Source organism: Nonomuraea sp. NPDC005501, assembly GCF_040605905.1.
Classification (GTDB): Bacteria; Actinomycetota; Actinomycetes; order Streptosporangiales; family Streptosporangiaceae; genus Nonomuraea.
The window spans coordinates 21827-34553 of the sequence record NZ_JBEXDT010000097.1; the positions used below are offsets into that span (position 1 = coordinate 21827).

Genomic DNA, 12727 nt, shown 5'->3' on the forward strand with positions numbered 1-12727 from the left:
ACCACGATGTCCATCTCACACATTCCTGAGCGCGAGATCGCCGAGCGGCCCCAGGGCTACGGCGGCCCGAACCTGTCACCGGTGGGTCTGGAGCTGGAGCCGTACGAGCTCACGCAGGGGGTATGGGCGCTCATGGCCAACGTGCCCCCGAAGGACAACAACGGGGTGGTCGCGGGGCGGGACAGCGCACTGGTGATCGACGCCGGGATCACCGCCGACGTGTCGGCCAGGATCCAGACCGCCGTCGCCGGCCTCAGCGACCGGCCGCTTCGCTACCTGGTCAACACGACTTATCACGGCGACCACACCTTCGGCAACGCCGCGTTCCCCGACGAGGTCGTGATCGTCTCGTCCAGGGCCAACCGGGCGAACATGACTGACCTGGCCTACGAGAAGCGGACCCGGTCGGCCAACATGTACGGCGACGCCGCTCTGCTTGACGAGATCACCTTCTGGCGCAGGCCGGATCTGACCTTCGACTCCTACGCCGAGATCGACCTGGGCGGACGCGTCGTCCAGCTCCATCACTTCGGACCGGGCAACGGCCCGGGCGACACCATCGTGTATGTGCCCGACGCCCGCACCGCCTGGACCGGCAACTTCCTCTGCCATGCCGGCACGGCGCACATGCTGCTCCAGGGAGGCCCCGAGCCGTACCTGGGCTCGCTGCGCAGGATGCGCGAGGCTCTGCCCGAGCTGGAGACCATCGTCCCCGGCCACGGCCCGATGGGCGACGGGCCGGCGGCGGTGGAGGCCCTCATCGGCTACCTGGAGCGGCTGCACGACGAGGTCCAGGCGAATGTGGAGGCGGGTCACAGCCTGGAGGAGACACTCGCGGCCTGCACCGACCCCTGGGCCGAAGCCCTCGACCCCGGGCTGTCAGCCGCCCTCGCCCGCTACCCGCTGCCGCGGGAGGCCGCACAGCAGGGCATGCTCGCCCTCTGCCGCGACCTGCACCGCCTCAACATCCTGGCCACCTACCGCCTCTACGGGAGCCGGTAAGCGCTCGGCCGTCCCAGGCCCACAGGCATCAGGACGTAAGCGGGCAGCGAGCGGCCCACAGCCGGGCGGAGACAGCCGGGCGGAGGGCGCGGACCGGACATCAGGCCACGGCTCAGCCGATGCGGCGCCAGCCGCCGGCGGCGTGGATGCCGCCGTCCACGTGGAGCGTCGTGCCGGTGACGAAGCGGGCCAGGTCGCCCGCCAGGAACACCGCGGCCGCCGCCGCGTCGGCGGGCTCGCCCAGGCGGCCGAGGGGCGGCAGCCGTACGGGCTCGAACGGCGGCGTGCCGGGGCGGGCCGGCCGGCCGGGCCGGCCGGTGCGGACGGTCTCGCGCATGGCCAGCTCGCCCTCCGTGGGCAGGGCGTCGGGCGCGATGGCGTTGACGCGGACGCCCCGGGGCGCCAGCTCCAGGGCGAGCGACCTGGTCAGGCTCTCCACCGCCGCCTTCATCGCCGCGTAGATCGCGAATCCCGGCGCCGCCTGGTGCGCCTCGCTGGACGTCACGTTGATGATCGACGCCCCCTCGCCCATCATCGGCAGCAACCGCCGGATCATGGCGGTGACCTGGGTGAAGTTCTCCTCGATGAGGGTGCGCTCGCCGCGCTCGGACGTGCCGGTGAACGGGGCGTGGAACGTGCCGCCCGCGTTGTTGACCAGGATGTCCACCCTCCCCCACCGCTCACGTACGGCGCCGGCGAACACCTCGGCGGACACCGGGTCGCGCACGTCCAGCGTCATCGCGAGGTCGCCGCCGGGCGGCGTGACGCGGTCGCACACCGCCACCTCCGCGCCGAACGCCGCGAACGCCTCGGCGATCGCGCGGCCCAGCCCGCGCGCCGCGCCGGTCACCACGGCGACGCGCCCGGTGAGCAGGATCCCGTCGGGTGAAAGGGCGGCCATGGACGTCGACGATATCCCGAGCACATAGAGTCGTCGGGTTGTCCGTTCACAAGGTCAACACCAGCATCAGCCATCGTCAACAGGAGCACTTCGTGGCACTCGAGAAGCCGGAAATCGACTTCCCGGAGGGCGAGCCGCCCGCCGACCTGGAGATCGTCGACATCGTCGAGGGGGACGGCCCCGAGGCCAAGCCCGGCCAGAACGTCAGCGTCCACTACGTGGGCGTCGCCTTCTCGACCGGTGAGGAGTTCGACGCGTCGTGGAACCGCGGCCAGGCGTTCGAGTTCCCGCTGGGCGGCGGCCGGGTCATCGCCGGCTGGGACCGCGGGGTCGCGGGCATGAAGGTGGGCGGACGGCGCAAGCTCGTCATCCCGCCGCACCTCGGTTACGGGAACAGCGGCGCCGGCAGCCGTATCAAGCCGGGAGAGACGCTCATCTTCGTGGTGGATCTCCTGGGCGTGCGCTAGCCGTCGCGGGCAGGCGGGCCGGCCGGGTCTCCCAGGGCCCGGCCGGCCCGCTTCGCGACTGAATCGATGCACCCCGAGGTGGGGAAATGTCGGTGTCGTGGGGCACCATAGGCGATGTGCTACTGATCGACGTGGTGCGGGTCTCGGAGGCGGTGACGCGGACATCGGCGCGCCTGGGCAAGATCGGCCACCTGGCCGAGCTGCTCGGCAGGGTGGGCCCCGGCGAGGCGGAGATCGCGATCTCCTACCTGTCCGGCGAGCTGCCCCAACGCCAGATCGGTGTCGGCTGGCGCACCCTCCAGGACCTGCCGCAGCCCAAGCTCGCCGCCACGGCCACACTGGCCGGCGTCGACACGCGGCTGAGCGCGATCAAGGGCGTGTCCGGGCAGGGCTCGCAGGCCGCCCGCAAGGCGCTGGTCGACGAGCTGTTCGCGGGGCTGACGAGCCAGGAGCAGGCGTTCATGCTGCGGCTGCTCAGCGGTGAGCTGCGGCAGGGCGCCCTCGACGGCGTGATGATCGAGGCGGTCGCCAAGGCGTCCGGCGCGCCCTCGGCCGACGTGCGGCGGGCGCTGACGCTGCGCGGCTCGCTGCCCGCCGTGGGGGCGGCCGCGCTGGCGGGCGGGACCGAGACGCTGCGGGAGTTCCGGCTGGAGGTGGGGCGCGCGGTGTCGCCCATGCTGGCCGGCAGCGCGCCCAACGTCGCCGCCGCCCTGGCCAAGGCGGGCGCGCCCGCCGCGCTGGAGTGGAAGCTCGACGGCATACGCGTGCAGGCGCACCGGTCGGGCTCGGACGTCAAGGTGTTCACCCGCACGCTCGACGACATCACCCCGCAGGTTCCGGAGCTGGTCGAGGCCGTGCTGGGCCTCCCGGTGGACGACGTGGTGCTCGACGGCGAGGTGATCGCGCTGCGCCCCGACGGGCGGCCGCACCCGTTCCAGGTGACCGCGAGCCGGGCCACGAGCAAGCTCGACGTGGCGCGGCTGGCCGAGCGGACGCCGCTGAGCGTGTTCTTCTTCGACGCGCTGCGGGTCGGCGGCGAGGACCTGCTCGACCTGCCGTACGAGCGCAGGCAGGAGGCGCTGAGCGGCACGGTCCCGCCGGCGCTGCTCACGCCCCGCCTGGTCACGGGCGACGTGGCCGAGGCGGAGCGGTTCTTCGCCGACGTGGTCAGGGCCGGGCACGAGGGCCTGGTCGTCAAGTCGCTCACCTCCCCGTACGCCGCGGGCCGCCGGGGCGCGGGGTGGGTGAAGGTGAAGCCGCGGCACACGCTCGACCTCGTCGTCCTGGCCGCCGAGTGGGGGCACGGGCGGCGCCAGGGCAAGCTGTCCAACCTGCACCTGGGGGCCCGCGACCCGGAGGGCGGGTTCGTGATGCTCGGCAAGACGTTCAAGGGGCTGACCGACGAGCTGCTGGCCTGGCAGACGGAGCGGTTCCTGGAGCTGGCGGAGGGGCCGACCGACGACTGGACGGTGACGTTGCGGCCCGAGCTGGTGGTGGAGATCGCCTTCGACGGGGTGCAGCGCTCGCCCCGCTACCCGGGCGGCATGGCCCTGCGCTTCGCCCGCGTGCTGCGCTACCGCCCCGACAAGCGGGCCCAGGACGCCGACACGGTGGAGACGGTCCGCTCGCTCATGCTGTGACACGCGGGGCCGCGGCCGTCACCAGCCGCTTGATCAAGAGGCGGCAAGAAACCATCAACGCCTCAAATGATCAAATATCGGTCTAACTGCGAATACGCGGCGATCATCCCACCAAAGAGCGCCATTTTGCGATCTTTATTACAGAGTGGGATATATCACTCACCATCACATTAACTTGCCTTTACCTGCCCGCGGTCGCATATGTTCGTCCACGCCGCCGGGGCTCGCCGCCCCGCCCGCGGGATCGGCCGACGTGCGCCCCCTTCATCCTCCCCGTCTCTGGCCTTTCCCTGTCCTGTCCCCTAGCTAGGACTGTGGTTTTCCTTGGGCCAGCATTCGCAGAAGCCGTTCCACGACCGCCCCCTGAGCCGCCTGACGGCTCCCGGCAAACGCCGCTGGACCACCGTGGCCGCCGGCGCAGCCCTCCTGGCAGCCGCGTCCACCACCGCCTGGGCCGGCGTCTCCGACGACGAGCCGCCCACCGCCGCGGCGCTCGCCTCGAACCCCTCCCCCGCCTCGGCAGCGGCCACCACAGCCGCTCCCAGCCCGCCGGCTCCCAGCCCGGCCGCCACGGCACCGTCCGTCCCGGCCTCTTCCCCCACCGCCGCGGCCAAGCCCCCGGCTCCCGCCAAGCCGAAGCCGGCCGCCGCCCCGGTCGCCGCGGCCAAGGTCAAGACCGTCAGAACCAAGACCGTCAGGGCCAAGAGCACCAAGAGCAAGACGAAGAGCAAGGTCCTGTCGAGGGGGACGTGCGGCGCCTCCTACTACGACGAGGGCCAGATGACGGCCAGCGGCGAGCGATTCAACCCGTCGGCGATGACCGCGGCCCACAAGACGCTCCCCCTGGGCAGCCGCGTCCGGGTCATCAATCCCCGCAACGGCGACTCGGTCACGGTCCGCATCAACGACCGCGGCCCGTACGTGGGCGGCCGCTGCCTCGACCTGTCCCGCGCCGCCTTCGCCGCCATCGGCAGCACCGGAGCGGGCGTGATGCGCGTCACCTACGAGGTCCTGGCGCGCTGACACCGGGATCACCCGCCCCCCGCACCCCCCACCGCCCCGGACGCGCGGGCTACTTCACCATGCGCAGCGTCAGCGGGTAGCGGAACGCGTTCTCCGACAGGGCCGAGATGCCGCCGACGATCGAGAGCACGAACGCCACCACCCAGATCACCGGTACGAGCACGATGCCGACGAACGTGAGCGGGAGCAGGATCGTCGCCCCCACCAGCGTGAGCTGGAAGTTCAGCGCCTCCACCGCGTGGCGGCGGATGTAGGGGGACGTCTTGCCGGCCGTGAGCATGAGGATGAGCGGCCCGACGACGGGGAAGCCGACCAGCGCGAGCAGGTGGGCGGCCGAGGCGCCGAACCGTTCGGCGCCGTCGGCCGGCCCCTCCCGGCGCACCGGCGCGGGCGGCGGCACCAGCGCGGGGATGGCCTGCGTGCCGTACAGCTCGGTCATGATGGGCATCAGGTCGCCGTGCGTGCGCGCGGTCATCGCCCGCTCCAGGCGGTCGTCGAACTCGAACTTGTCGAACCGCCCCTCCGCGTAGGCCGTCTTGACGTGCTCGACGACGTGTTCACGGTCCTGGTGGGTGACGCGCAGGTGTGCCTGCGGCACCTGCCCCGGGCCCGGGGGTGTGGGGACCCCAGCCATGGCAACCATGCCTCTCCTTCGGTCGAGCTGTCACTGCCCATACTGCTTCATGCGGGATTTGCTGACCATCAGGAAAATCCCGGAGGCATCCCCTAGATCAGCCCCGACGCGCCGGTCGCTTCGACGGTATAAAAAGGATCCATGAGATGGCGAGACCGCTATGGCATCCGGCGGCTGCGCGGTTCCAGGATCGCGAAATTCGACCGCGAGGCGACGGACGCCGACATCGAGGCGCTCATCGCCTTCGCCAGGTCGCGGCGGGGCGTCGAGTTCTACGTGGAGCCCGAGACGTTCGCCACCGACACGACGGCCGTCGCGGTGGCCGACGACGGCGAGTGGACACGGCGCCGGGTCGGCTCTCCGGGAGTGATCCACAAGGTGGCCCGTGATCTCGCCCTCCCGGTGTACGACGTCCAGCTCACCGGCTATCCGGCGCGGATGAGGGCGTACAACGAGCGTCGCCGTCGCGAGCAGGACGGGGTCTGAGCTTTTCGCACATACCGTTTTTGCGCCTTTTGTCGTAAATGACGTGTTTAGTGCTTCTCATACTGAAAAGCGGTCCGCGGTGCGCGGCCTTCGCTCGCCGGGCGGAAGCAGGAGCACCTCCAGCGCCCTGGCGCAGGCCCGCGCGTGCGTGACGAACCAGCCGATCCGCGCGTCGCTCATCACCTGCGGCGTGGAGCGCACCGCGAGCGCGTACCGAACATGGCTGAGCCGGTCGAGCACCGGCACCGCGATGGTCCGGACCCCGTCGTAGGACTCCCCGTCGTTCAGGGCGTACCCGGCCTCACGGACCCTGTCCAGCTCGGCGCGCAGCTCGACGTGGTCCACGATCGTCCGGTCGGTCAGGGCCGGCAGCGGGCCGAGCGCCTCCAGGTCCACCTTCCGCTCCGGGGCCCAGGCGAGCAGCACCTTGCCCAGCGCCGTGGAGTGCAGCGGCCGGCGCAGGCCGGCGCCGCTGTCGGGATCGAGCGAGCCGCCGCTCAGGATGACCGCGTACCTGTCGTTGCGCACGGCGAGGTCCACGGTCGCGGACGTGACGCGGGCCAGCTCGGCGAGCTCGGGCGTGATCCGGTGCAGCCCGCGCCGGTGGAAGGAGAGCTGCCCCAGCTCGATGATCGACGGACCGAGACGGTAACGGCCGGTCCGCGCCTCCTGCTCCAGGAAGCCCGCGCCGGTGAGGGTTCTGGCCAGGCGGTGCGCGGTGGAGGTCGGCAGCTCCATCCGGCGTGACAGGTCGGACAGGCTGAGGGAGGCGTCCCCTCCGCCGAAGCAGTCGAGCATGCCGATCGCCCTGCGGACGGCCTGGACGCCGCCATCTGCTGCCATGCGGGAAACTCCGGTTTCCGAGTAGGGAGAGCCAGGACCAGGTGGGGGCCGGTCCGGCGGGGAGGGCTTCCCGCATCGCGGGACATACTTTGCATTTCCTACCAATTTACTAGCAAACTCTCCGGCATGAGCACAGCCGCACTCGACACCCTCTGGTTCACCCGCTGTCCCGTTCCGACCGCGACGGGCATCGCGGCGGACCAGGGCTGGCTGGCCGCGGAGTTCGCCGCCGACGGGATCGCGGTCCGGTCCCTGCAGGACGACTCGCCGGGCGTCCCCCGTGAGACGCACTACACCCACGCCCTGACCGGCCTGTTCCGCGAGGGCGGCAACGTGCCCGCGCTGTGGGCGCGCTCGCGCGGCGAGGCCACCCGGCTCATCGGTCTCACCTGGATCGAGGAGCGGCAGGCCGTCCTGGTGCGCGGCGGCACCGCCCTGGAGAGCGCCGAGCAGCTCAAGGGCCTGCGCCTGGCCGTCCCCCGGCACCGCATCGCGATCGACTTCTGGCGGGCCATGGCCCTGCACGGCTTCCACGGCGCCCTCTCCCTGGCCGGGCTCGGCCTCGGCGACGCCGAGCTGATCGACGTCGAGGCCGAGCCGGGCGGCGGCCAGTGGGAGGCCGAGCTGGCCGCGCTGGCCCGTGGCGAGGTGGACGCGGTCTACGTCAAGGGCGCGCTCGCCGTCGAGGCCGCCCTGCGCCACGGCGCGGAGGTGGGGATCGACCTCGACGCCGTCCAGGACCGGCGGGTCAGGGTCAACAACGGCACACCTCGCCCGATCACCGTGCACCAGCGTCTCCTGGACGAGCACCCCGAGGTGGTCACCCGCTTCCTGGGCGTGCTGCTGCGCGCCGCGGGCTGGGCCGCGGAGCACCCGGCTGAGGTGGCGAGGATCCTCGGCGCGGAGACGGGCGCGGGCGCGGCCGGCGTGGCCGCCGCCTACGTCCCCGGCGCCTCGCTCCACCTCGACCTGTCCGCGGAGCGCCTCGACCTGCTGGCCCGGCAGGAGCGTTTCCTGCGTGACCACGGCTTCCTCGCATCGCCCGTGGACGTCGCGGCCTGGGCCGATCACACCCCTCTGCAAGGAGTCACCCATGCGTAAGCTGCTGCTCGCCGTCCCCCTGCTCCTCCTGGCGGCCGCCTGCGGGGGCACGGGAGCCGCGGCCGGCCAGGAGCAGGTGGTCGTCAGGATGGCGGACCCCGGCAACAGCGGCTTCCTGGCCGTCGCGAAGAAGGACGGCAGCCTGGACGCCGCGCTGGCCAAGGTCAACGCCAAGGTGAAGTGGGCCGGCGACTTCCCCGTGTTCGCGCCCGCCGCCCAGGCGATCAACGCCGGCTCGCTCGACGTCGCCACCGGCTCGATCACGTCCGGGGTCACCGCGCTGGCCGTCAAGCCCAGCTTCAAGATCTTCGCCACCGTGCCGCCCGACCTGGCGGGCGAGGGCATCGTGGTCAAGAACGGCTCGCCGATCAAGTCGGTCGCCGACCTGGCCGGGCGCAGCGTGGCCGTCGGGCACGGCGGCACCAGCGAGTACCTGCTGCTCAAGGCACTGCAGACGTTCGACGTGCCCGTGGACAAGGTCAAGCGGGTCTACCTGCAGCCGCCGCAGACCGCGCCGGTCTTCGGCTCGGGCAAGGTGGACGCCTGGTCGACGTTCTCGACCTTCCTCATCCCCGCCGTGACCGACCTGGACGCCCGTGTCCTGGCCGACGGCGAGGCGATCAAGTCCGACAACTACGTCATCTACGTCGCCGCCAACACGCTGCTCCAGGAGCACCCGGAGGTGGTCAAGGCCCTGTTCTCGTTCCTTCGCGAGGGCAGCGCCAAGGAGATCGCCGACCCGGCGGCGTACCTGAACGTCTTCACCCAGGCGGGCCCGCAGGCCGTTCAGGGGGCGCAGAAGGACCTGGTGGTCGACATCCAGAGGAAGGGCAAGCCCGCCCAGGCCGTCACCCCCACCGAGATAGCGAAATATCAGGACGTCGCGACCTTCTTCTACGACCAGAAGGTGCTCACCGCACCCCTGGACGTCTCCCAGCACGTCGTGGACGTCACCACGCTCGGGAACGCCAAGCCATGAGCACCGTCCCCCGTCACCACGAAGCCGTGAGCCCCGCCTCCACGCCCACCGTCGAGGGGCTCGTCGCCCCGAACCCGCCCCGCTCCACCGGCCGCCATCCCGCGGTGACGCTCGCACTGCGGGCCATCGGCCCCGTGCTGCTGCTCGCCGCCTGGTACGCGGCCACCGCCTCCGGCGTCCTCACCGAGGACGTGCTCGCCGGCCCGCAGGACGTCGCCGCCACCTTCGGCGAGCTGTGGGCCGACGGCCAGCTCCCCGAGGCGCTGCGCGTCTCGGTCACCCGGGCGGGCCTCGGCCTGGTGCTCGGCGCCTCCACCGGGCTGGTCCTCGGCGTGCTCGCCGGCTTCACCCGGCTCGGCGAGGAGCTGGTCGACTCCTCGATGCAGGCGCTGCGCGCGATCCCGTTCCTGGCGCTGACCTCGCTGTTCATCGTCTGGTTCGGCATCGAGGAGGCGTCCAAGATCCTGCTGATCGGCGTCGCCTGCACCTTCCCGATGTACGTCAACGTCTCCAGCGGGGTGCGCAACGTGGACCGCAAGGTCGTCGAGGCGGCCCGCTCGTTCGGGCTCGGCCGCCTGGCGATCGCCCGCGAGGTCGTGCTGCCGGGCGCGCTGCCGTCGATCTTCGCCGGGTTGCGCCTGTCCACCACGCTCAGCGTGATCGCGCTCATCGCCGCCGAGGAGATCAACGTGACGGCCGGGCTCGGTTACCTCATGGCCAGGGCCACCGACTACCTGCGCACCGACATCCTGGCGCTGTGCGTGCTGCTGTACGCGGTGATCGGGCTGCTGGCCGACCTGACGCTGCGGGTGGCCGAGCGGGCGGCGATGCCCTGGCGCAAGGCGGTGACGATCCGATGAGCCTGGCCGTACGGACCAGAGGGCTGCGCAAGGTCTTCGGCGAGCGGGCCGTACTCGACGGGGTGGACCTGGACGTGCGGCGCGGGGAGTTCCTGGCGCTGCTGGGTGCGAGCGGCACCGGCAAGACCACGCTGCTGCGCGTCCTCGCCGGACTGGACGCCGCCACCGGCGGGACGGTGCTCGTGCCGCCGGTGCGCACGGTCGTCTTCCAGGAGCCGCGGCTCATCCCCTCCAAGCGCGCCCTCGCCAACGTGATCATCGGGCAGGGCCGCGCCGCCCGCGCCAAGGGGCTGGCGGCCCTGGCCGAGGTGGGCCTGAGCGGGCACGCCGACGCCTGGCCCGCGACGCTGTCCGGCGGCGAGGCCCAGCGGGTCGCGCTGGCCAGGGCCCTGGTACGCGAGCCGGAGCTGCTCCTCCTCGACGAGCCGTTCGCCGCTCTCGACGCCCTCACCCGCCTGCACATGCAGGACCTGATCGCCGAGCTGTGCGCCCGGCACCGGCCCGCCGTGGTGCTGGTCACGCACGACGTGGAGGAGGCGATCCTGCTGGCCGACCGGATCGCGGTGCTGCGCGAGGGCAGGTTCGTCACGGACCTGCGGGTCGGCCTCGACCGGCCGCGGGACCGTACCGACCACGACTTCGTCGAGCTGCGCCGCCGGCTCCTCGCGGACCTGGGCGTGGACACGCACGTCGGGGCGGACACGCACACCGGAGTCGCGCCATGACGCGCTGGATCGACGAGAACGCCCCCGTGCTGACCGGGCTCGCCGACCGGATCTGGGCCTACGCCGAGCCGTCGCTGCGCGAGTGGCGCTCGGCTCTGGCCACCGCCGAGCTGCTGCGCGCGCACGACTTCACGATCGAGTGGGGCACGGCCGGCCTGCCCGCCGCGTTCGTCGCCACTCACGGCGACACCGGCCCCGTGCTCGGCTTCAACGTCGAGTACGACGCCCTGCCAGGCCTGTCGCAGCGCGCCGGCGTCCCCCGCCACGAGCCCGTCGTCTTCGACGGCGACGAGTACGCGCCCGCCTACGGCCTCGGCCACGGGTGCGGGCACAACGCCCTGGCGGCGGCTTCGGCAGGCGCGGCCATCGCCGCCGCCAGGGCTCTGCGTGGCCGGGCGACGGTCAAGGTGTTCGCCTCCACCGGCGAGGAGCAGCTCGTCGGCAAGGCGTACGCGGTGCGCGACGGCGCGTACGACGGGCTCGACGCGTTCCTCGACTGGCATCCCGCGCCCGTCACCGCGACGGGCTGGGACGTGACCAGCGCGCTGTACTCGTCCACGTTCTCCTTCCTCGGCTCCCCCGGCCACGGCTCGAACCCGCTGGGCACCCGCAGCGGCCTGGACGGCGCCCTGCTGCTGGCGGGCATGGTCGAGCGGCTGCGCGCGGGCAACGTCTCCCCGTCCGGCCGGATCAGCTACACGATCGGCGGGGGCGGCGCGCCCAACGTCACCCCCGACCTGCAGACGGTGTGGGTCTACGTCCGCGAGTCCACCCACGCCGCGGCGAAGACGCTCCACGACAAGGTCGTGGCCTGCGCCGGTGCCGCCGCGACGGCCAGTCAGACCCGGCTGGAGCACCGCCTGGTCACCGCGATCCGGCAGGGACTCGGCAACAGGGCGGGCGCGGAGCTGCTGCACCACACGATGAGCGACCTCGGCCCGCCCGCGTTCACCGACGCCGACCAGGAGTTCGCGGTGCGGCTGCAGGAGGAGATCGGCAGGCCGCGCTCGGGCCTCGCGACCGGGATTCTGCCGCTGCGCCCGCCCGCGGAGCCGAGCCTGGGCGGGCCGTCCAGCGACACCTCGGAGGTGAGCTGGACGGCGCCGCACCTCAGCCTGACCGCCGCCGTGGTCCCGCTCGGCGTGCCGCTGCACTCGTGGGCGGCCACGGCCTCCACCGGCACCCCGATCGCCCACGCCGGACTGCTGGCCGCGGCCCGGTACCTGGCTGCGGCGGCCGTCACGCTGGTCGAGCAGCCGGAGACGCTCGCGGCGGTCAAGCAGGAGTTCGACGGCCGCGAGCGCGGACCCGGCCCGCTGCCGGCGCACGCCGAGCCTCCGCGTCCGCTGCCACCGGCCGAGTTCCTCGAAGAGACGGGCCAGTCGGCGCTGCCTCCCAGGACGCCGCCCGTTTCCGCTGAACCCCTAGGAAAGATCTGACATGACCGTCTTGTTCATCTCGGGCAGCCCGTCCGCCGCCTCGCGGACCGGCCGGCTGCTCGACCACCTGGCCGGGCGGCTGGAGCGGCCCGCCGAGATCCTGCGCCTGCGTGACCTGCCCGCCGACGCCCTGCTGCGCGGCGACGCCGTCCATCCGGAGCTGGAGGAGGCCGCGCGCCTGGTGGCCGCGGCCGCAGTGATCGTCGTCGCGACCCCCATCTACAAGGCCGCCTACACCGGCCTGCTGAAGGCGTTCCTGGACGTCCTGCCGCAGGGGGCCTTCTCCGGCAAGACGGTGGTGCCGGTGGCCACGGGCGGGACGGTCGCGCACCTGCTCGCCGTGGACTACGCCCTGCGGCCGGTGCTGAGCGTGCTGGGCGCGCGGCACGTCACGCGGGGCCTGTTCGTCCTGGACACCCAGATCGAGCCCTTCGCCGAGGAACTGCGCCCGCGTATCGACGCGCTCCTGGACGAGCTGCCCCTGGCGGCGGTGGCGTGATGGCCCGTTTCCACGTGATCCTGCCGACCAGAGGCGTCGTCCGGGCGGAGCTGCCGGCCTTCGTCACCGACGTGCGGCCCGCCGCCTCCGACCCGGCCGGGCGCGCCGCCGTGGCCGCCGACCTGGCC

14 protein-coding genes are annotated in these 12727 nt (G+C 72.5%); 11 read left to right on the plus strand and 3 right to left on the minus strand.

The genetic code is table 11. The annotated features are described in order from the left end of the window. Positions 1-6: 6 nt before the first annotated feature. A complete protein-coding gene (locus ABZS51_RS34645) occupies positions 7-1002 on the plus strand; it encodes an MBL fold metallo-hydrolase (RefSeq protein WP_355450133.1) in 996 nt (331 codons plus the stop codon). A 112-nt stretch (positions 1003-1114) separates the two neighbouring features. Here the strand turns inward: ABZS51_RS34645 and ABZS51_RS34650 are convergent, their stop codons facing one another. Continuing rightward, positions 1115-1903: an SDR family oxidoreductase gene (locus ABZS51_RS34650; protein WP_355450136.1), complete on the minus strand. Its 789-nt coding sequence runs from the start codon at positions 1901-1903 to the stop codon at positions 1115-1117. Positions 1904-1995: 92 nt separating this feature from the next. Between ABZS51_RS34650 and ABZS51_RS34655 the strand changes: the two genes are divergently transcribed. The 3 genes from ABZS51_RS34655 to ABZS51_RS34665 all read left to right on the plus strand — a co-directional run bounded on the left by ABZS51_RS34655 (position 1996) and on the right by ABZS51_RS34665 (position 5033). Continuing rightward, entirely contained in the window at positions 1996-2370 is a 375-nt protein-coding gene (locus ABZS51_RS34655) for an FKBP-type peptidyl-prolyl cis-trans isomerase (RefSeq protein ID WP_310711622.1), read from the plus strand. Positions 2371-2486: 116 nt separating this feature from the next. Beyond that, the gene (locus ABZS51_RS34660) at positions 2487-4010 is read left to right on the plus strand and encodes an ATP-dependent DNA ligase (RefSeq protein ID WP_355450140.1); all 1524 of its coding nucleotides are present in this window, start codon (positions 2487-2489) and stop codon (positions 4008-4010) included. Between the two features lie 324 nt (positions 4011-4334). Beyond that, the gene (locus tag ABZS51_RS34665) at positions 4335-5033 is read left to right on the plus strand and encodes a septal ring lytic transglycosylase RlpA family protein (protein ID WP_355450143.1); all 699 of its coding nucleotides are present in this window, start codon (positions 4335-4337) and stop codon (positions 5031-5033) included. Between the two features lie 49 nt (positions 5034-5082). Here ABZS51_RS34665 and ABZS51_RS34670 read toward each other — a convergent pair whose 3' ends face one another. Then, positions 5083-5676, minus strand: coding sequence for a DUF1707 and DUF4870 domain-containing protein (locus tag ABZS51_RS34670; RefSeq protein ID WP_355450146.1), 594 nt, complete (start codon positions 5674-5676; stop codon positions 5083-5085). Between the two features lie 132 nt (positions 5677-5808). On the opposite strand from ABZS51_RS34670, the gene ABZS51_RS34675 reads away from it, so the two are divergent. Continuing rightward, complete coding sequence (locus ABZS51_RS34675) at positions 5809-6153, plus strand: hypothetical protein (protein WP_310711626.1); 345 nt, start codon at positions 5809-5811, stop codon at positions 6151-6153. Positions 6154-6210: 57 nt separating this feature from the next. Here ABZS51_RS34675 and ABZS51_RS34680 read toward each other — a convergent pair whose 3' ends face one another. Beyond that, positions 6211-6996: an IclR family transcriptional regulator gene (locus ABZS51_RS34680; protein ID WP_355450149.1), complete on the minus strand. Its 786-nt coding sequence runs from the start codon at positions 6994-6996 to the stop codon at positions 6211-6213. A gap of 126 nt (positions 6997-7122) precedes the next feature. On the opposite strand from ABZS51_RS34680, the gene ABZS51_RS34685 reads away from it, so the two are divergent. The 6 genes from ABZS51_RS34685 to ssuE are packed head-to-tail and all read left to right on the plus strand — an operon-like array spanning position 7123 to position 12599. Beyond that, positions 7123-8097 carry an ABC transporter substrate-binding protein gene (locus ABZS51_RS34685; protein WP_355450152.1) on the plus strand — a complete coding sequence of 325 codons (975 nt, stop codon included), beginning with the start codon at positions 7123-7125 and terminating at the stop codon, positions 8095-8097. Then, positions 8090-9076 (plus strand): ABC transporter substrate-binding protein, encoded by a 987-nt coding sequence (locus ABZS51_RS34690; RefSeq protein WP_355450155.1) that lies wholly within the window; start codon positions 8090-8092, stop codon positions 9074-9076. Before ABZS51_RS34685 ends, ABZS51_RS34690 begins: the two co-directional genes overlap by 8 nt. Then, positions 9073-9936 (plus strand): ABC transporter permease, encoded by an 864-nt coding sequence (locus ABZS51_RS34695; protein WP_355450158.1) that lies wholly within the window; start codon positions 9073-9075, stop codon positions 9934-9936. Before ABZS51_RS34690 ends, ABZS51_RS34695 begins: the two co-directional genes overlap by 4 nt. Continuing rightward, positions 9933-10661 (plus strand): ABC transporter ATP-binding protein, encoded by a 729-nt coding sequence (locus ABZS51_RS34700; protein WP_355450161.1) that lies wholly within the window; start codon positions 9933-9935, stop codon positions 10659-10661. The genes ABZS51_RS34695 and ABZS51_RS34700 overlap by 4 nt, the downstream gene beginning before the upstream one ends. Next, positions 10658-12100 carry a hypothetical protein gene (locus ABZS51_RS34705; protein ID WP_355450164.1) on the plus strand — a complete coding sequence of 481 codons (1443 nt, stop codon included), beginning with the start codon at positions 10658-10660 and terminating at the stop codon, positions 12098-12100. Before ABZS51_RS34700 ends, ABZS51_RS34705 begins: the two co-directional genes overlap by 4 nt. Before the next feature lies 1 nt (position 12101). Further along, on the plus strand, positions 12102-12599 hold the full coding sequence (ssuE, locus tag ABZS51_RS34710) for an NADPH-dependent FMN reductase (protein ID WP_355450167.1): 498 nt from the start codon (positions 12102-12104) through the stop codon (positions 12597-12599). Positions 12600-12727: the final 128 nt, after the last annotated feature.